We start from the raw sequence: 18,974 nt of genomic DNA on the forward strand, positions 1-18,974 counted from the left end.
CTCGCAGGGGTTCGTTCCCCGGATACAAAAGGAAAAACTATGAAGTCTGTATTGAAATTTTCCCTGGCTGCACTCGCTCTCGCTTTTGCTGTTTCTTCTCAGGCTGCTGATAAAAAACTGGTTGTCGCTACCGACACTGCGTTCGTTCCTTTCGAATTCAAACAAGGTAACCAATATGTTGGTTTCGACGTGGATCTGTGGGCAGCAATCGCCAAAGAACTGAAACTGGATTACGAACTGAAGCCGATGGACTTCAGCGGCATCATCCCTGCGCTGCAAACCAAAAATATCGATCTGGCGCTGGCGGGTATCACCATTACGGAAGAACGTAAAAAAGCCATCGATTTCTCTGACGGCTACTACAAAAGCGGCCTGCTGGTGATGGTGAAAGCCAACAACAACGACGTGAAAAGCGTGAAAGACCTCGATGGTAAAGTGCTGGCAGTGAAGAGCGGCACCGGTTCCGTTGACTACGCAAAAGCGAACATCAAAACCAAAGACCTGCGTCAGTTCCCGAACATCGATAACGCGTATATGGAACTGGGCACTGGCCGCGCTGACGCAGTACTGCACGACACGCCGAACATCCTGTACTTCATCAAAACTGCTGGCAACGGCAAGTTCAAAGCTGTCGGCGACTCTCTGGAAGCGCAGCAGTACGGTATCGCCTTCCCGAAAGGCAGCGATGAACTGCGCGAGAAAGTGAACGGTGCGCTGAAAACGCTGCACGACAACGGCACGTACAACGAAATCTACAAAAAATGGTTCGGCACCGAACCTAAATAATTATTAAAAAATAAAGCGTTACACCTCGGAGGCGGCTTTCGCCTCCGATGCTTTTTGTTAAAACCACGGTATACAGGAACACATCATGCAGTTTGACTGGAGCGCCATCTGGCCCGCCATTCCGCTTTTGCTTGACGGGGCTAAAATGACCTTATGGATCTCGATCCTGGGTCTGGCTGGCGGTATCGTTATCGGCCTGCTGGCCGGTTTAGCCCGTACCTATGGCGGCTGGATTTCTAACCACATCGCACTGGTTTTCATCGAAGTTATTCGCGGTACGCCAATCGTCGTTCAGGTGATGTACATTTACTTCGCCTTGCCAATGGCCTTCCCCGATATTCGTATCGACACCTTCAGCGCCGCGGTGATCACCATCATGATCAACTCCGGGGCGTATATCGCCGAAATCACCCGCGGCTCCGTGCTGTCCATCCATAAAGGGTTCAGCGAAGCGGGCCAGGCGCTGGGGCTTTCCCGCGTTGAAACTATCCGCCATGTGATCATGCCGCTGGCGCTGCGTCGTATGTTGCCGCCGCTGGGCAACCAGTTGATCATCAGCATCAAAGATACGTCGCTGTTTATTGTTATCGGCGCAGCCGAATTAACCCGTCAGGGCCAGGAAATCATTGCCGGTAACTTCCGTGCGCTGGAAATCTGGACCGCCGTCGGGGTGATTTATCTGATCATTACCCAGGCGCTGAACATCGTGCTCCGCCGTCTTGAAAAAAGGATGAAAATCCTGTGATTGAATTTAAAAACGTTTCCAAGCACTTCGGTCAAACCCAGGTGCTGCACAATATCGATCTGAACATTACTCAGGGTGAAGTGGTGGTGATTATCGGGCCGTCGGGCTCCGGGAAATCGACGCTGCTGCGCTGCATTAACAAACTGGAAGAGATCACCAGCGGCGATCTGATTGTCGACGGTCTGAAAGTTAACGATCCAAAAGTGGACGAGCGCCTGATCCGCCAGGAAGCGGGCATGGTGTTCCAGCAGTTTTATCTGTTCCCGCACCTGACCGCGCTGGAAAACGTCATGTTTGGCCCGCTTCGTGTACGCGGCGCAAAGAAAGAAGACGCAGAAAAACTGGCGAAAGATCTGCTGGCGAAAGTCGGTCTCGCCGAGCGAGGTCACCATTATCCGTCTGAGCTTTCCGGTGGTCAGCAGCAGCGTGTGGCGATTGCCCGCGCGCTGGCAGTCAAACCGAAAATGATGCTGTTTGATGAGCCAACTTCTGCACTCGACCCGGAGCTGCGCCATGAAGTGCTGAAAGTAATGCAAGACCTGGCCGAAGAAGGCATGACTATGGTGATCGTGACCCACGAAATCGGCTTCGCCGAGAAAGTGGCCTCACGCCTGATTTTCATCGATAAAGGCCGCATTGCCGAAGATGGCAACCCTCAGCAGCTGATCGAAAATCCGCCAAGCCAGCGCCTGCAGGAATTCCTGCAACACGTCTCCTGATTTACCCCGCCCCTCCTTGCGGAGGGGCACTCCCCCAGATTCTTCTCAATTCATCGCGGCCGCGGTACGGCATCTATACTTATCATTTTGCTGGACTTTCTCACCGGAGGAGCACATGCCGTGGATCCTGCTATTGATTGGGTTGTGGTGCGCGCCGTTACAGGCGGCGACGATACCCGGCATTACCTCTGCGGCAACCACGCCTGCGCCTTCGACGCAAACGAGTGAGCCCAATGTCGAGCAGAAAAAGGCCGCTTATGCCGCGCTTGCGGACGTGCTGGAAAACGATGAGTCACGCAAGGAACTGATTGATCAGCTGCGGAAAGTTGCCGCCACACCACCGCAAGAACCGGTACCGGTGATCACTCCGCCGGAGGCGAAAGAGCAAAAAACGGTGCTGGAAAACGTGACCGAGGTCAGCGAACATTATGGCAATGCGCTGGCATCGCGTTTTGCTCAGCTGTATCGCAATATCACCGGTTCGCCCCACAAAGCCTTTAACCCGCAGACCTTCAGCAATGCCGCCAGTCATTTCCTGCTATTGGCCGCGCTGGTTTTTGCTTTCTGGTTTCTTGTTCGCTTAGCGGTATCGCCGCTGTATCGCAAAATGGGCGCCTGGGGACGGCGTAAAAACCGCGACCGCAGTAACTGGTTGCAACTGCCCTCAATGATTATCGGCGCGTTTATTATCGACCTGATGCTGCTGGCGTTAACAATATTTGTCGGTCAGTTGCTTAGCACGAACCTTAACGCAGGCAACAGTACCATTGCCTTTCAACAAAGCCTGTTTCTGAATGCCTTTGCGCTGATTGAGTTTTTTAAAGCAATTTTGCGGCTGGTTTTCTGCCCTCATATTGCTGATCTGCGTCCATTTCGTATTACCGACGAAACAGCCCGCTACTGGCATCTGCGCCTGAGTGCGCTGAGCAGCCTGATTGGTTACGGTTTGCTGGTTGCCGTACCGATTATTTCCAACCAGGTCAACGTGCAGTTTGGCGCACTGGCGAATGTGGTGATCATGCTCTGCATTACCGTATGGGCGCTGTACCTTATTTTTCATAATAAGCGGCAAATTCAGCACAACTTGATTGTGCTGGCGGATCACTCGCTGGCCTTTTTTAGCTTGTTTATCCGCGCTTTTGCGTTGATCTGGCACTGGCTCGCCAGCGCTTACTTTATTGTGTTGTTCTTCTTTTCGCTGTTCGATCCCGGCAACAGCCTGAAATTCATGATGGGTGCCACGGTCAATAGCCTGGCGATCCTGAGCATTGCTGCGTTTCTTTCTGGCGTATTGTCGCGCTGGTTGAATAAGACCATCACCCTGTCGCCACAGGTACAGCGCAACTATCCCGAACTGCAAAAGCGACTCAATGGCTGGCTCTCCGCGTCGTTAAAAGCCGCACGGATCCTGGTGGTTTGCGCAACGATCATGCTGCTGCTGAACGCCTGGGGGCTGTTTGATGTCTGGCACTGGCTGAATTACGGTGCGGGCGAGAAAACCGTCGATATCCTGATCCGTATTGCCTTGATCCTCTTCTTCTCCGCCGTTGGCTGGACCCTGCTTGCCAGTATTATTGAAAACCGGCTGGCGTCGGATATTCACGGCCGCCCGCTGCCAAGCGCGCGCACCCGCACGTTGCTGACGCTGTTTCGCAATGCGCTGGCAGTGGTGATCAGTACCATAACGGTGATGATTGTGCTGTCGGAAATTGGCGTGAATATCGCGCCATTGCTGGCCGGGGCCGGGGCGCTCGGGCTGGCTATCTCATTTGGTTCGCAAACACTGGTGAAAGATATTATCACCGGCATTTTTATCCAGTTTGAAAACGGCATGAACACCGGGGATTTGGTCACTATCGGCCCGCTAACCGGCACCGTGGAGCGAATGTCGATTCGCTCCGTTGGCGTACGTCAGGATACCGGCGCGTACCACATCATTCCGTGGTCATCGATCACCACTTTCGCCAACTTTGTGCGCGGCATTGGCTCCGTGGTGGCGAATTATGACGTGAATCGCCAGGAGGATACCGATAAAGCGAATCAGGCGTTAAAAGATGCTGTGGCGGAACTGATGGAGCAGGAGGAGATCCGCGGCTTGATTATTGGCGAACCATCGTTTGCCGGGCTGGTTGGGCTGACCAACACGGCCTTCACGCTTCGCGTCACCTGCACTACCCTGCCGCTAAAACAGTGGACGGTGCGTTTTGCCCTCGACACGATGGTGAAAAAGCATTTCGACCGTGCAGGCGTGCGCCCGCCGGTGCAGACATACCAGATGTTACCGGCGCCGGAAAGCGCAGCACCGCCAGCTTCACCCGCCAGCCCGCCACCGCCGGCAGAACCTACCCTTTAAAACGCGTCTGCGCCCAGCGTTTACGCTGGGCCTCATCGAGAAACGTCCAGGCGATAAAACGGCTCTGCTTCTGGCCTTGTGCCATCTCTTTTTTCATCACTTTCACTGCGCCAACCTGGGTCAACACGCGATACAGCTCGGGCAGATTATCGCCGCGAGACACCAGCGAGGTAAACCACAACACCTGGCGCGCAAACTGTTGGCTTTCAGCAATCATCTTGCTGATAAAAGCCACTTCGCCGCCTTCGCACCACAACTCCTGCTGCTGACCGCCAAAGTTGGCCGCATCGTTAACCGACTGGCCCAGATTGCGACGCTTGCGCTCGCTGCCGGCCTGCGCGCTTTGCGCGGAGTCGTGAAACGGCGGGTTGCAGAGCACCGCATCGTACTGCTCATTTTTATGAATAATGCCGGTGAGAACAGATGCCGGATCTTTCTGGCGACGCAATCGTACCGCACGGCTCAACCCAGGGTTGGCGCTGATGATCGCCTGTGCGCTGGCAAAGGCCTGATCGTTAACTTCGCTACCGGTAAAACGCCAGCCGTATTCATGCGCACCAATCAGCGGGTAAATACAGTTTGCGCCAGTGCCGATATCCAGCACGCTGGCCTGCGTCGGCACCTTACCGTCGTTGCTTTCCGCCAGCACATCCGCCAGATGGTGAACGTAATCCGCACGCCCCGGTACTGGCGGGCAGAGAAAACCGTCCGGGATATCCCACTCGCGCACGCCATAAAATTGCGCCAGCAGCGCTTTGTTCAGGGCTTTAACTGCCTGCGGCTCGGCAAAATTGATGGTCGTCTCACCATTCGGATTCGTGGTAAGAAACGCGCGCAGTGACGGGTTCACGGCGCACAGCGCGTCGAGATCATAGCGGCTGTGATGGCGGTTACGCGGGTGCAGTCCCGGCTTCTGGGCATTCATGGCATTCTCCTGTTAGCAGCGGCGTAAGATACCCGTTGACGATGGTCGGGTAAATAAGTGAGGCTGAAGAATCTGTTTTTAACGACCGGAAAGCGCTATGTATTTTTATGAACCTGCAAAAGGTCATGGTCTACCCCATGATCCCCTGAATGCCATTATTGGCCCGCGCCCCATCGGCTGGATCGCCTCGCTGGATGGGCAGGGTCGACGGAATCTCGCCCCATATAGTTTTTTTAACTGCTTTAATTATCGCCCACCGATTATCGGCTTCGCCAGCAGCGGCTGGAAAGACAGCGTGCGCAATATTAGCGAAACCAAAGAATTCGTCTGGAATCTGACAACACGCGCGCTGGCCGTACCCATGAATGAAACGTCCGCTTCGTTACCACACGGCGAAGATGAGTTTGCCCGTGCGGGTCTGACGCCCGCAGCCAGCCGGGTCATCAAAACGCCACGCGTGGCGGAAAGCCCGGTCAACTTCGAATGCCGCCTCTCGCAGTGTATTCAACTGACCGCCGCCGACGGGACGCCGGTTGATAGCTGGCTGGTGCTCGGTGAAGTGGTTGCCGTGCATATTGATGAGACGTTGCTGGAAAACGGTATCTACCAGACGGCAAAAGCAGAGCCGGTGCTGCGTGCGGGTGGCCCTTCAGCCTACTACGGCATTAGCGAAGCGCAGCGTTTCGATTTGACGCGCCCGGATAACCGCTAGCCTCTTCGCCGGGCAACGATTTTACCGTTCGCCCGGCCCGACATCAGCGCCGCCGGGCAGTTTGCTATAATGATGGTTTTGGCTCAGGAGAACACATTATGGCTTCAGGTTGGGCAAATGATGGCGCAGTGCAGCAGCAAATCGACAGCACCATTGACGATGCCGTCGCGCGTGCGCGCAGCGGTTTACCATCCGGCGAAAGTTTAAAGGTTTGCGAAGAGTGCGGAGAACCGATCCCGGAAGCACGGCGTAAGGCGATTCCCGGCGTACGCTTATGCATTACCTGCCAACAGGAGAAAGATTTACATAACTCTACATTTTCAGGATATAATCGCAGAGGATCGAAAGATAGCCAGCTACGTTGACCTTTCCTGACGTCTGTAACCAGCGCAAGCGGTTGCCTTTACATCCACAAAACCCCACCCTGAACGTAGCAAAATGTGCCGCAAAAATGGGTGCCAGCCCGAGCGGCGGCAAATTGCGTTATTTTTATCCTTAAATATATTTAAATTCAATAAATTAGCCTTTATTCAATTTTTTAGAACAAGGCCGTCAATTCTCTTCGATTTTATCTCCCGCCAAAAACCGTGATACTCATCACATCGACGGAACATTGTCACCTATACAGAATAACCTGCGAGTAATTAATTATGAAAACCATCAAATATGCTGTTGCTGCTATCGCGCTGTCTACCCTCTCTTTCGGTGCTTTCGCGGCACAATCAGTCACCGCTGCCCAGGCAGAGAATCTGAATAAAATCGGTGTTGTTTCCGCTGAAGGCGCGACCACGCTGGACGGGCTGGAAGCCAAACTGGCCGAGAAAGCACAAGCCGCTGGCGCAACGGGCTACAGCATCACGTCCGCGACAGGCAATAACAAACTGAGCGGCACCGCGGTTATCTACAAATAACCGAAACACGCGTTTTACCCCCGGCAAATTAACCCTCTGCCTGGGTGCTCCACCCTCATTAACCCTGTTGTTACCCTGTTTTGCCCGTCCAGAAATGTGACGGGCTTTTTTTATCAGAAGTTTTGCGCAACCCGCGCCAGCCCCTCTTCCAGCGTCGCCACTTCACCCGTCGCCACCAGACTGCAGGCGATCTGAATTTTGAGCGACTCCGGCACCGCTTCGCTTCCCGCGAGGCAGCGTTCTGTCCAGCGCGCAGTGCTTTCCGCATCTTTAGCAGCACCGTCACTTACCGGCGCTACCGCATCATCACGGGCATAAAGCACGCGTTCGCCCTGCGCATCAATCAGGTTGATTTGCGGACACCGTTGCGGGTTGGCATAAACTTCCCCTTCCGTGCCATGCATTAGCAGGGCGCGTCCGCCAATATCGGCAAAGAATTTCCCCACCCGTGAGATGTACTCCGGGTGCGAAACGCTGGATAAACGCAGCGCAGCATCTTTTTCAAACGGCGTTGCCAGCTTCGCCAGCGTGTGCGCACTGTTGCGCACGCCCATCCGCCAGCGCATCGCCAGCTGTTTTTCCAGCGGTGGGCAGAGCGCACTCACAGGAATATAGACCGGGTGATGCCCCTCCAGCTTCGCCTGCGCCTGGCCTGCGTGCAGCGTGGCATCAATTCCCAGCAGTTTGAAAATGCTCTCCGTCACCACGCGCGTTGGATCTTCAGTAACGCCATGAACCACAACCGGAAAACCGAGTTTGTTGAGCAAAATGGCCAGCAGTGGCGTCAGGTTCGCCTGCTTGCGCGCGCCGTTATAGCTGGGGATCACAATCGGCATCGGCTTCGCGACCGGCGGCGTCAGTTTCAGAGTGTGCTGCTGCATCGCCTCGTAAAAGCCGAGCATTTCCGCTTCCCCTTCCCCTTTGATACGCAGGGCAATCAAAATGCCGCCCATCTCCAGATCCGGCACTTCCCCCTTCAGCATCTGTGAGTACAGACCACGAGCGGTATTGAAATCCAGATCGCGGGCGTGGTTTTTCCCACGACCAATTTCTTTAATAATTTTGCGGTAATCCATAGCGACTCCTTGCGGGCTCACATCGTTAACGGCGTTTGCGACGCTTCTGTTCTGCTTTTTTCACAGGTTTCTTCACTATAACGTCCGGCATTGCCGGTTGTGAAATAGGAAACACAGGTAGCGCGTCGAGCAGCCGTTTACCGTAGTTTTTGGTCAGCAACCGTTTATCGTAAATCACCACTTCGCCACGACAACTGTGGCTACGAATAAGCCGCCCCACTTGCTGAATAAGGTTAAACGATGCGCTGGGCAGACTCTGCACTTCAAAAGGATAGCGATTCAGGCTTTTCAGCCACTCGCCTTCGGTGATCACCACCGGGCTGTCGATAGGCGGAAAGGCAATTTTATGGATGTGAACCTGCGTCAGGTAATCACCTTTGAGATCCAACCCTTCGGCGAATGACTGCAACCCCACCAGCACGCTGCGCTCGCCGTTATCAATACGTTTGCGGTGCAGCTCCACCAGCCGATAGCGCGGCTGATCGCCCTGCACCAACAGCAATAAACGCAAGTCCGCAACATAGGTTAAAAACAGCTGCATCGCGCGCTGGCTGGCGAACAGCACCAGCATCCCGGGATGCGCTTTACTCTCAACCTGTTCGCGAAACCAGGTCGCCATTTCCGCAATGTGCTGCTCTTCGTTTTCCATCAGCGGCTCGTAGCGCATCTGCGGAATAACAATTTTTCCCTGCTCAACATGGTTGAACGGCGAATCAAGCGTGACAAAGCGATCCCCGGCTTTCTCTTTTAAACCACTCATCTCCTGCAGACGATTAAAACTGTTCAGCGAACGTAACGTCGCCGAGGTCACCACAATGTGCGGTACGCTGCGCCAGAGCAGCTTTTCCAGCTGATCGCTCACGCGGATCCCCACGCAGTGGAACAGCAGATGCAACTGCCCGTCACGCGCCTCGCGAGTCGCCCATTTAGTCACCGGCGCACCGGACGCCTGCGCCATAGAGGCCAGCCGCCAGAGTTTGCTCTGGCTTTCGAACATGCCCAGTGCGCGGTTCATCTGCAAAATAATCCGGTGCAAACGCACAATATCGTGGCTGCCCGTCTTCTCGCTTAAATCATTCAGGAACAGTTCTGCAAGCCCGCGCAGCATCTCCGTCAGTTTTGCCAGCCGCTGGCAAATCTCCATCACTTCATCGGGCAGCTCCCCCATCGCAAAGCGATATTCCGCTTCCTGACCCGCCGGAAGATAAAGGTTGAGAATGTGGTTAAGCGACGCGATGAGCGCGTAAAGCTCCTCACAATGGGCGTTGAGCCGCTCCGGTGTCGCCAGCGGCGGCAGCGTTTTCGGGCGAAATTGCTCAAGGCAGGTCGCCACCAGTTTGGTGAACAGATCGAGCTGAAGCTGATACCAGGGGGCGGTGATTTCCGCCGTCATCTCCAGCGCGTCGCGCGCCACGTCCGGCAAATGGTGGCCTTCATCGAGCACCAGCAGCAGGTTTTTGGGCTCCGGTAGCACCGCTTCGCTCTCCATCGCCGCCATCACCAGCGCGTGGTTGGCGACCACCACTTCCGCTTCCTGGATTTCGCGGCGTGCGACAAAAAAGGGGCATTCGCGGTAGTAGTGGCAATTACGGTTCAGGCAGCTGGCTTTATCGGTGCTGAGCCGTCGCCACAAATCATCGCTAATCGCCTTGTCAGTGTGATCGCGCAGGCCATCCCACTTGTAGCTGTCGAGATCCGCTTTCAGCGCCGCGCAACGTTTTTGCTCTTCCTGGTTACCCGGCGTCAGTTCATCGTCCAGAAACGCCAGCAGATCCTGCTGGTTCGGCTCGCTGCTTGCCAGCGCCGCCAGGTTGCGCGGGCAAACATAGCGCCCACGGCCAAACGCGGCGGTAAAGCGTAAATCCGGGATGATTTTGCGCAGTAGCGGCAGATCTTTACTGAAGATCTGATCCTGCAACGCTACGTTCGCGGTGCTGACCACCAGCGTTTTTTGCTCTTCACGCGCGATGGCGATGCCCGGAATTAAGTAAGAGAGCGTTTTCCCCACGCCGGTTGGCGCTTCAATCGCCAGATGACGCCCTTCATCCCCCGCCAGCGTTTTCGCCACGTCAGCAATCATCTGCCGCTGCGGCGCGCGGGGAATAAAGTCCGGGATCTGTTGTTGCAACGCCTTATACCAGGCGGCGATCTGCGCTTTTAGCGCGGCGGTAAGAGCCATGAGGAAACCTGAAATACTGTATAAACAGCCACTATTGTGGCATTTTTAGCGCCCGTAGGGTAACCCTTTTTGCCATGCCGGAAGCGCGCCCGTATATCCTGTGCGTCATCATTCTGATACAGGATATTTTTCACAACGCCGATCACAAATTGACAGATCCATTCACCATTGCCGTTCAGGCCGCGTTGATCATTTATTCAGGCAATGCTAGTTTTTACCTGCATTACGCTTGTTACCGAATATCGGGCAAAACCTAAATGCAGAGAATGAGGGCGACATCCGCTCGCTGCTGTATTTACGTTTTGCCCGTTTTTGTTTGCAGGAGTTGGCGATGCTGGTCAAACAAATATTAAATAATAACGTTGTCAGCGCCATTGATGAGCATGGCCTTGAGGTTATTCTGACCGGGCGCGGCTTAGGGTTTAATACCCAAAGCGGTGCCCGCGTCGATGCGCAAGCCATCGAAAAAATATTCCATCTGCAGGACTCCCAAGTCTCCGCACGTTTTAAAGATCTGGTCAGTGAAGTGCCGATGGAAATAGTGCAACTCACCGCCGATATTGTCGCGCTGGCACGATCTGCGCTTGCGCATAAATTAAGTGAAGGCCTGTACGTTACGCTGGCCGATCACCTGCACTTTGCGCTACAACGCACGGAAAAAAATGAAGTTTTGCCTAATCCGTTAGAGTGGGAAGTGCGCCATTTTTATACCGAAGAGTATGCCATTGGCCGCCAGGCGCTTGGCATGATTGTCGCGCGTACTGGCACATTATTACCCGACAGCGAAGCCTGTAGTATTGCGCTGCATATTGTGAATGCTGGGCTGAACGATACGATGGGTAAAACCACAAAAATTACACGGCTTATTTATCAGTTACAGAATATCGTTAAATACTTTTTCACCCTGCCGCTCGACGAGCACAGTCTGAATTATCAGCGTTTCATTACCCATTTAAAATTTTTCGCCCAACGGGTGATTGATGGTGTGGTGTTAAATAATGACGACGAAGAGTTATTCGCTATGGTGCAGCGTCGTTATCAAACCACCCTGAAATGCGTTGACGCGATTAACGAATTTGTTGGCAAAAATTATCACCACACGATGAGCAATTCGGAAAAACTTTACCTGACCGTGCATATCGAAAATGTGGTACAGCGGATAGAGTCGTAAGGTAACAACGTCGCGCCTGCGACCCGAAGTATGAATTCTTTCCAGGCTTGTTACTGTTAAATCAGGCAAACCCCAGAAGAACAAAGCGCCGGTGAGTACCGGTAATTGTTATGGCACCTGCCACGCAGGTGTCAGTCTGGAGGAATGACCATGAACTATCAGGATACCGCGCAGCAGATAATCAACAGGATCGGCGGCAAGGGCAATATTCTGTCACTGTTTCACTGCATCACCCGTTTGCGTTTCTTACTGAAAGATAACGACAAAGCCGATCGTGCCGCGCTGGAAGCGCTGGATGGTGTGATTGGCGTAAACATTTCCGGCGATCAATATCAACTCATCATCGGCAACGATGTCGCACCGCTGTGCGATGCCTTGCTGGCGAAATTACCGGGGGTTTCCGCCACCAGCGCAGCGCAATCTGGAAAACGCCGCAACCCGGTGTCGGTGGTGCTGGAGGGGTTATCCAGTATCTTTTCACCGATCATTCCGGCGATTGCCGGGGCCGGTATTCTGAAAGGTGTGCTGGCACTGATGGTGGCAATGCACTGGCTGGAAACCAGCAATCAGACATACCAAATCCTGCTCGCCATCAGCGATGGCGTGTTCTACTTCATGCCGCTGGCGCTGGCCTTCAGCGCGGCGAGTAAATTTGGCGCGAACCCTTACGTGGCGGTTGCGCTGGCTGCCGCCCTCTTCCACCCGGCGATTCAGACACTATTTAAATCTGGCGCGCCAGTCCATTTTATGAGCCTGCCGGTGCCAACCGTGAACTACGCCTCCACGGTGATCCCGATCCTGCTCGCCGTCTGGCTGCTTAGCCGGGTGGAAAAGCTAATAGATCGCATGATGCCTGGCGTGCTGAAAACCATGTTTGTGCCGTTGTTAAGCCTGGTTATTGTCACGCCCATCACCTTGATTGCCATCGGCCCGCTGGGGATTTTCGCCGGAAACGCGCTCTCCAGCGGCATTATCTGGCTGGTGGAAAACGCCGGGATCGTAGCAGGCGTGGTGGTTGGCGGCACGCTGTCGATGATCATCATCACCGGTATGCACTACGTGCTGGTGCCTATCATGATCAACAACATCAGCACCATGGGCTTCGACCCGTTCAAAATTCTTTTCTATGTGGCCAACCTCGGCCAGGCGGGCGCGGCATTTGGCGTGTTCCTGCGCGCCCGCGATAAAAAGCTGAAATCACTGGCGTTAAGTACCAGTTTCAGCGCCGTGATGGGTATTACCGAACCGGCGATGTACGGCATCAACATTCGCTACAAACGCCCGTTTGCCGCCGCGCTTATTGGTGGTGCCTGCGGCGGCGGATTCGCGATGGCGATGGGCGTCAAAACTTATGCCTTTGCGCTAAGCGGTTTGCCCGGTCTGCCGGCGCTGGTTGGCCCGACGTTTATGTGGGCGCTGGTCAGCATCGCTATCTCTTTTGTCTGTGCGGCGGTTGTCACCGTGGTGCTTGGTTTTGAAGAAACCGTGGTGGCAGGCGTTAGCCCGATGCCGGTTGCGCGCAGCGAAGAGAAACTCTTCGCGCCGGTCAGCGGCGAACTGAAACCGCTTAATAGCTTAAGCGACCCGGTGTTTGCTGATGAAATTTTCGGTAAAGGGATCGCCATCTATCCCACCAGCGGCGAGCTGCGTTCTCCGGTCAACGGCACGGTGGAATCCCTGTTTGAAACCCATCACGCGCTGGCGCTGCAAAGCGATACCGGGGCGGAGATCCTGATCCATATCGGTATCGATACGGTGAAACTCGGCGGCAAACACTTCACCAGCCATATTGCTGCCGGGCAAAACGTGGAAGTCGGTGATTTGCTGGTGAGCTTCGATCTGGCGGCATTGCAGGCCGCAGGCATCGATCCCAGCGTGATTGTGGTGGTCACTAATAGCGAACAATACGGCGATATCAGCCCGGTAAAAGCCAATGGCGATGTCGCCAGCCGGGACGCATTTCTCACACTGACCGCAAGCGCGGCGTAAGGAGCAGAGGCATGGCATTTTCGAAAGCATTTCCGGAAGGGTTTTTATGGGGTGGCGCAACCGCTGCTAACCAACTGGAAGGCGCGTGGAATGTAGGCGGCAAAGGGCTTTCCGTCTCGGATGTTTACACTTTTGATAGCAACACGCCGCGTGAGCGCTGGCTCGATCAGTGGCTGGGCATGACGCACGCGCAGATACGGGAAGCGCAGGATCCGCACAGCAAAAAGTATTATCCGAAGCGCAAGGGCAACGACTTTTACCACCGTTTTAAAGAGGATATTGCGCTGTTCGCTGGCATGGGTTTCAAATGCTTCCGCATGTCGATTGCCTGGACGCGCATCTTCCCGCGCGGCGATGAAACCACGCCCAACGAAGCGGGGCTGAAATTTTACGATGAAGTGTTCGACACGCTGCTGGCGCACGGCATAGAGCCGATTGTGTCACTCTCGCACTATGAAATGCCGCTGGCGCTGGTGACCGATTACGGCGGCTGGCCGAACCGCCAGCTGGTGGATTTCTATGTGCGTTTTGCCACCACGGTATTCACCCGCTATCGCAAGAAAGTGAAGTACTGGATGACCTTTAACGAGATCAACTGCGTGAAACATCACCCGTATGTCAGCGTGGGGGTGATCGAAGAGGACAACCTGCATCTGGAGCAGGATAAATACCAGGGCGCACATCACCAGTTTGTCGCCAGTGCCCTTGCGACCAAAGCCTGCCACAACATCATTCCCGGCTCGCAGGTCGGCTGCATGATCAGCTACCAGATGCTCTACCCGCATACCTGCCATCCGGATGATTTGCAGGCGTGCGAAGAGATGCAGCGCGTGTCGCTGTTCTTCAGCGATGTGCAGGCGCACGGTTATTACCCTGCCTACACCGACCGCATGCTGGCCGAAAAAGGCGTGACGCTGCAAAAAGTGGTCGGCGATGATGAGATCCTGCGCCAGCACCCGGTCGATTTCGTCTCCTTTAGTTACTACATGTCGAGCACCGTCAGCGCACACCCGGAAACGCTGGAAGGCACAGAAGGCAACCTGGTCACCGGCGGCATTCGCAACCCGTATCTGCCCACCAGCCAGTGGGGCTGGCAAATCGATCCGAAAGGGCTGCGCCTGGCGCTCAATCAGCTCTATGACCGTTACCAGAAGCCGCTGTTTATTGCCGAAAACGGCCTTGGCGCGGTGGACACCGTTAACCCGGATGGTTCCATTGATGACGTTTACCGCATCGATTATCTGCGCCAGCACGTTGAGCAGATGAAAGAGGCCATCGCCGATGGTGTGGATCTCTTCGGTTATACCTGGTGGGGACCCATTGATGTGGTCAGCGCGGGCACGGCGCAAATCTCCAAACGCTACGGCTTTATCTATGTCGACCAGGACGATATGGGCAACGGCACGCAGGCGCGTTCGCTGAAGAAAAGTTACCACTGGTATAAAAAACTGATCGCCTCGAACGGCGAAGACTTAGCCGATTAAGGAGTGAATATGTCTGTTTTTCCAAAAGATTTCTTATGGGGCGGCGCGATTGCCGCCAACCAGGCGGAAGGGGCGTGGAATGAAGACGGCAAAGGGCCGTCCATCGCCGATGTGGTACGCGGCGGTATCGCCTCCGGCAAACACGATGCGGTGATTGACCCCAACCTTTACTATGCCAGCCACGACGCGGTGGACTTTTATCACCGCTACAAAGAGGACGTGGCGCTGTTCGCCGAAATGGGTTTTAAATGTTTTCGCACCTCGATTGCCTGGTCGCGCATTTTCCCGCGCGGCGATGAAACCACGCCTAACGAAGCCGGTTTAGCATTTTATGATTCGCTGTTCGATGAGCTGCGAAAGTATGGCATTGAGCCGGTTATCACCCTCTCGCACTACGAAACGCCGCTCGCGCTGTATCAGGAGTATGGCGGCTGGAAAAACCGCCAGTTGATTGACTTTTTTAGCCGCTACTGCGAAACGGTATTTCGCCGCTACAAAGGCAAGGTCAAATACTGGATGACCTTCAACGAGCTGAACAACATGAACCGCATGCCGTTCGCCACCGGCGCGGTGGATGCCGATGCCGGTGCGCAGGCGATCTGGCAGGCCAATCATCACCAGTTTGTCGCTAACGCGCTGGCCAACAAGTTGTGCCACGAGATTATCCCTGAGGCGAAAATCGGCTGCATGTTGTCGCTGAGCACCGTCTACCCGGCAACCAGCAACCCGCAAGACATTTTCTCGACCATGCAGTTACGCCGCCGTTCGCTGTTCTTCTCCGATGTGATGATGCTCGGGCAATACCCGGCGTATGCGCCGCGTCTGTTCCGCGAGCTGGGCGTCAAGCTGGAGATAGCCGATGGCGATCTGCAACTGCTGGCAGAGTACCCTTCAGACTACCTCGGCTTTAGCTACTACCGCAGCGTGCTGCACCAGGCAGGCGGCCAGTTCCGCATTGATACCGGCGGCACGGCCGGGCTGGACAACCCGTATCTGGAGAAAACCGAATGGGGCTGGCCGATTGACCCGCAAGGTTTTCGCATCGTTTGTAACGAGCTGGCGGATCGCTACCGTAAGCCACTGTTCGTTGTTGAAAACGGTTATGGCGGCGTGGATGAACCGGACGCCAGCGGGCAGATTAACGATGACGCCCGCATCGATTATGGTCGTCGCCATATCGAAGCCATGGCGCAAGCGATTGACGATGGCTGCGACATCATGGGCTACACGTGGTGGGGGCCAATCGACATTGTCAGCGCCGGGACGGGTGAGATGAAAAAACGCTACGGCTTTATCTATGTCGACAAGGACAACGACGGCTGCGGTACACTCACGCGCAGTAAGAAGAAGAGTTTTGCCTGGTATCAACAGGTTATCGCCAGCAATGGCGAAGTGCTGTAAGGTTAAAACCGGGAAGCGCTGCGGCGCTTCTCTTATTTTGGCCTGTTGACGATAAAGGTTTACGCATGAGTACATGGCATCTGGTTGACCCCGAGCTTCGCCCCGCCCTGCAATCCTGGACACCTTCCACGCTGAACGCCGACGCCCTTCCCGCCCTACGCGAGCAGCGCCAGCAAGCCGCGCTGCAGGCCATGCATCTTGATGATGGGCTTTCACTGGCGATGTACGAACAGCACATTGCGGGTGCCCACGGTGAACCCGCCGTGCGTGTACGCGTGATCGCCCCAACGACACGTCGCACCAACCGGATGGGGATTTTGCATCTGCACGGCGGCGGTCATCTGTTTGGCAGCCCCGAACAATCTTTGTCGCTCACCCGCCCGACAGCCGCGCGCCATGACTGCGTTGTCGTCTCTGTCGATTACCGCTTGTCGCCGGAGCACCGCTTTCCCGGTTCGCTTAATGACGGCTATGCCGCGCTGGTGTGGATGGCGGAAAACGCGGCGCAATTAGGCATCGATGCCAACAATATCGGCCTGATGGGCGACAGCGCAGGCGCGGGGGTTGCCGCCGCTCTGGCGCTGCTGGCGCGCGATCGCAAAGGGCCGCAACTGGCGTTTCAGAACCTGATGTTCCCGATGCTTGATGATCGTACGGTGGTCGAGACGGCGCGAAATCCGGTGACGGGCGAATTTATCTGGACGCGGGAAAACAATGCGTTTGGCTGGCGTGCGCTGCTTGGCTGTGAACCCGGAAGCGTTGATGTATCGCCATATGCCGCTCCGGCGCGCGCCGATGACCTGGCAGGGCTACCGCCGACCTGGATAGGCGTTGGCACGCTGGATCTGTTTCTTGATGAAGATATGGCGTACGCGCAGCGGTTAATACGTGCGGGAGTCGAGGTGGAGCTGAATGTCTGGCCGGGGGCGTATCACGGTTTTAATTCCGACCCGCAGGCGAGCATCGCACAGCGGGCCAGAGAGACGCGCCAGAACTGGCTGGCGCGTTTTAACCGCTAATTACTCGGCGGCAGAAGGCTTACGCGGGCGACGACGGCGAGACGGGTTGCCCGCCGGCGCCGCACCGCCATCAAGACGGCGTCCACCTGCCGGTTTAGCGGCTCCGCCATCCAGACGACGACCACCGGTCGGCTTCGCACCGCCTTCAGCACGGCGTCCACCCTCCTGCTTCGCAGCGCCACCTTCGGCGCGGCGCGGGGAGCGCGGTTTTTGTCCTTCGCCTTCACTGCGGCGCGGCGCAGACTGACCACGGCCACCGCCGCCCTGCCCGCGTCCACTGCCCTGACGACCGCCGCCCTGGCCGCGACCATTCTGAATCGGCTCGGCTTTGATCGACGGATCCGGCTCATAGCCTGCCAGCGCAATGCGCGGGATCTCTTTTTTCAGCAGGCGTTCGATATCGCGCAGCAATTTATGTTCGTCAACGCAGACCAGCGACAGCGCTTCGCCGGTCGCCGCTGCCCGGCCGGTACGGCCAATACGGTGCACGTAATCTTCCGGCACGTTCGGCAGTTCGTAGTTCACCACATGCGGCAACTCTTCAATGTCGAGCCCACGCGCCGCGATGTCGGTCGCCACCAGCACACGAATGTCGCCAGATTTGAAATCTGCCAGCGCACGCGTACGCGCCCCCTGGCTCTTATTGCCGTGGATCGCCGCGCTGGTGATGCCGTCTTTATTAAGCTGCTCCGCCAGGTGGTTAGCGCCGTGTTTCGTACGGGTGAAGACCAGCACCTGCTGCCAGTTGCCCTCGCCAATCATCTGCGACAGCAGTTCCCGTTTGCGTTTTTTATCGACGAAATGCACATGCTGCGTCACCTGCTCAGATGCGGTGTTACGGCGCGCCACTTCGATTTCCAGCGGATTACGCAGCAGCTTTTCCGCCAGCTGTTTGATCTCATCAGAGAAGGTCGCGGAGAACAGCAGGTTCTGACGCTTCGGCGGCAGTTTTGCCAGCACGCGGCGAATATCATGAATAAAGCCCATATCCAGCATGCGGTCGGCTTCGTCGAGCACCAGAATTTCCACGCTATCGAGTTTCAGCGCGTTCTGGTGTTCCAGATCCAGCAGGCGCCCCGGTGTCGCCACCAGGATGTCAACGCCGCCGCGCAGCTTCATCATCTGCGGGTTAATGCTCACGCCGCCGAATACCACCAGCGAGCGGATATTCAGGTATTTGCTGTACTCCTGAACGTTTTCACCCACCTGCGCCGCCAGCTCACGGGTTGGCGTTAAGATCAGCGCCCGGATCGGGCGACGGCCTTTGGCGTGCGGCTCGTTTTGAATCAGGCGTTGCAACAGCGGCAGCGTAAAACCGGCAGTTTTACCGGTGCCGGTCTGGGCGCTCGCCATCAGATCGCGGCCTTGCAGCACCGCCGGGATAGCCTGCTGTTGAATAGGGGTCGGCTGAAGATAACCCTGCTCGGCAACAGCGCGCAGGATTTCCGGGTTCAGGCCAAGGGCATCAAAAGACATAACAACTCCACACCGCCCCGACCTGTGA

The 18,974-nt window shown here is 55.7% G+C and carries 16 protein-coding genes; 12 read left to right on the plus strand and 4 right to left on the minus strand.

The annotated features are described in order from the left end of the window. The first annotated feature begins 39 nt into the window (after window positions 1–39). The 4 genes from glnH to ybiO all read left to right on the plus strand — a co-directional run bounded on the left by glnH (window position 40) and on the right by ybiO (window position 4,603). Window positions 40–786, plus strand: coding sequence for a glutamine ABC transporter substrate-binding protein GlnH (gene glnH / locus M8Q36_RS22665; protein WP_017456023.1), 747 nt, complete (start codon window positions 40–42; stop codon window positions 784–786). A gap of 85 nt (window positions 787–871) precedes the next feature. Continuing rightward, a complete protein-coding gene (gene glnP, locus M8Q36_RS22670) occupies window positions 872–1,531 on the plus strand; it encodes a glutamine ABC transporter permease GlnP (protein ID WP_017456022.1) in 660 nt (219 codons plus the stop codon). Next, entirely contained in the window at window positions 1,528–2,250 is a 723-nt protein-coding gene (glnQ, locus tag M8Q36_RS22675) for a glutamine ABC transporter ATP-binding protein GlnQ (RefSeq protein ID WP_200551663.1), read from the plus strand. Before glnP ends, glnQ begins: the two co-directional genes overlap by 4 nt. Before the next feature lie 115 nt (window positions 2,251–2,365). Continuing rightward, window positions 2,366–4,603, plus strand: coding sequence for a mechanosensitive channel protein (gene ybiO, locus M8Q36_RS22680; RefSeq protein ID WP_249882469.1), 2,238 nt, complete (start codon window positions 2,366–2,368; stop codon window positions 4,601–4,603). On the opposite strand, the gene rlmF is transcribed toward ybiO, so the two are convergent. After that, window positions 4,593–5,528 (minus strand): 23S rRNA (adenine(1618)-N(6))-methyltransferase RlmF, encoded by a 936-nt coding sequence (gene rlmF / locus M8Q36_RS22685; protein WP_249882470.1) that lies wholly within the window; start codon window positions 5,526–5,528, stop codon window positions 4,593–4,595. The genes ybiO and rlmF overlap by 11 nt on opposite strands. A gap of 97 nt (window positions 5,529–5,625) precedes the next feature. On the opposite strand from rlmF, the gene M8Q36_RS22690 reads away from it, so the two are divergent. From M8Q36_RS22690 to ybiJ, 3 genes are all read left to right on the plus strand, one after another. Beyond that, window positions 5,626–6,240, plus strand: coding sequence for a flavin reductase family protein (locus M8Q36_RS22690; protein WP_249882471.1), 615 nt, complete (start codon window positions 5,626–5,628; stop codon window positions 6,238–6,240). 98 nt (window positions 6,241–6,338) lie between these two features. Continuing rightward, window positions 6,339–6,605: a DksA/TraR family C4-type zinc finger protein gene (locus tag M8Q36_RS22695; RefSeq protein WP_020457124.1), complete on the plus strand. Its 267-nt coding sequence runs from the start codon at window positions 6,339–6,341 to the stop codon at window positions 6,603–6,605. Between the two features lie 285 nt (window positions 6,606–6,890). Further along, window positions 6,891–7,151 (plus strand): DUF1471 family protein YbiJ, encoded by a 261-nt coding sequence (gene ybiJ, locus M8Q36_RS22700; RefSeq protein ID WP_097400679.1) that lies wholly within the window; start codon window positions 6,891–6,893, stop codon window positions 7,149–7,151. Window positions 7,152–7,264: 113 nt separating this feature from the next. Here the strand turns inward: ybiJ and ybiB are convergent, their stop codons facing one another. Both ybiB and dinG read right to left on the minus strand, forming a co-directional pair. Next, window positions 7,265–8,227 carry a DNA-binding protein YbiB gene (gene ybiB / locus M8Q36_RS22705; protein ID WP_249882472.1) on the minus strand — a complete coding sequence of 321 codons (963 nt, stop codon included), beginning with the start codon at window positions 8,225–8,227 and terminating at the stop codon, window positions 7,265–7,267. Between the two features lie 25 nt (window positions 8,228–8,252). After that, a complete protein-coding gene (gene dinG / locus M8Q36_RS22710) occupies window positions 8,253–10,406 on the minus strand; it encodes an ATP-dependent DNA helicase DinG (protein WP_249882473.1) in 2,154 nt (717 codons plus the stop codon). Window positions 10,407–10,737: 331 nt separating this feature from the next. Between dinG and licT the strand changes: the two genes are divergently transcribed. The 5 genes from licT (at window position 10,738) to M8Q36_RS22735 (ending at window position 17,470) form a co-directional block, all read left to right on the plus strand. After that, window positions 10,738–11,577, plus strand: a complete 840-nt coding sequence (gene licT, locus M8Q36_RS22715) for a BglG family transcription antiterminator LicT (protein ID WP_249882474.1) — start codon at window positions 10,738–10,740, stop codon at window positions 11,575–11,577. Between the two features lie 150 nt (window positions 11,578–11,727). Continuing rightward, window positions 11,728–13,566 carry a beta-glucoside-specific PTS transporter subunit IIABC gene (locus M8Q36_RS22720; RefSeq protein ID WP_249882475.1) on the plus strand — a complete coding sequence of 613 codons (1,839 nt, stop codon included), beginning with the start codon at window positions 11,728–11,730 and terminating at the stop codon, window positions 13,564–13,566. An 11-nt stretch (window positions 13,567–13,577) separates the two neighbouring features. Then, window positions 13,578–15,050, plus strand: coding sequence for a glycoside hydrolase family 1 protein (locus M8Q36_RS22725; RefSeq protein ID WP_249882476.1), 1,473 nt, complete (start codon window positions 13,578–13,580; stop codon window positions 15,048–15,050). Window positions 15,051–15,059: 9 nt separating this feature from the next. Then, entirely contained in the window at window positions 15,060–16,451 is a 1,392-nt protein-coding gene (locus tag M8Q36_RS22730; protein ID WP_249882477.1) for a glycoside hydrolase family 1 protein, read from the plus strand. 65 nt (window positions 16,452–16,516) lie between these two features. Next, on the plus strand, window positions 16,517–17,470 hold the full coding sequence (locus tag M8Q36_RS22735; protein ID WP_249882478.1) for an alpha/beta hydrolase: 954 nt from the start codon (window positions 16,517–16,519) through the stop codon (window positions 17,468–17,470). Here the strand turns inward: M8Q36_RS22735 and rhlE are convergent, their stop codons facing one another. Then, window positions 17,471–18,946, minus strand: coding sequence for an ATP-dependent RNA helicase RhlE (rhlE, locus tag M8Q36_RS22740; protein WP_249882479.1), 1,476 nt, complete (start codon window positions 18,944–18,946; stop codon window positions 17,471–17,473). Window positions 18,947–18,974 lie beyond the last annotated feature (28 nt).

Origin of the sequence: Kosakonia sp. R1.Fl, from assembly GCF_023516815.1 — a bacterium.
GTDB lineage: Bacteria > Pseudomonadota > Gammaproteobacteria > Enterobacterales > Enterobacteriaceae > Kosakonia.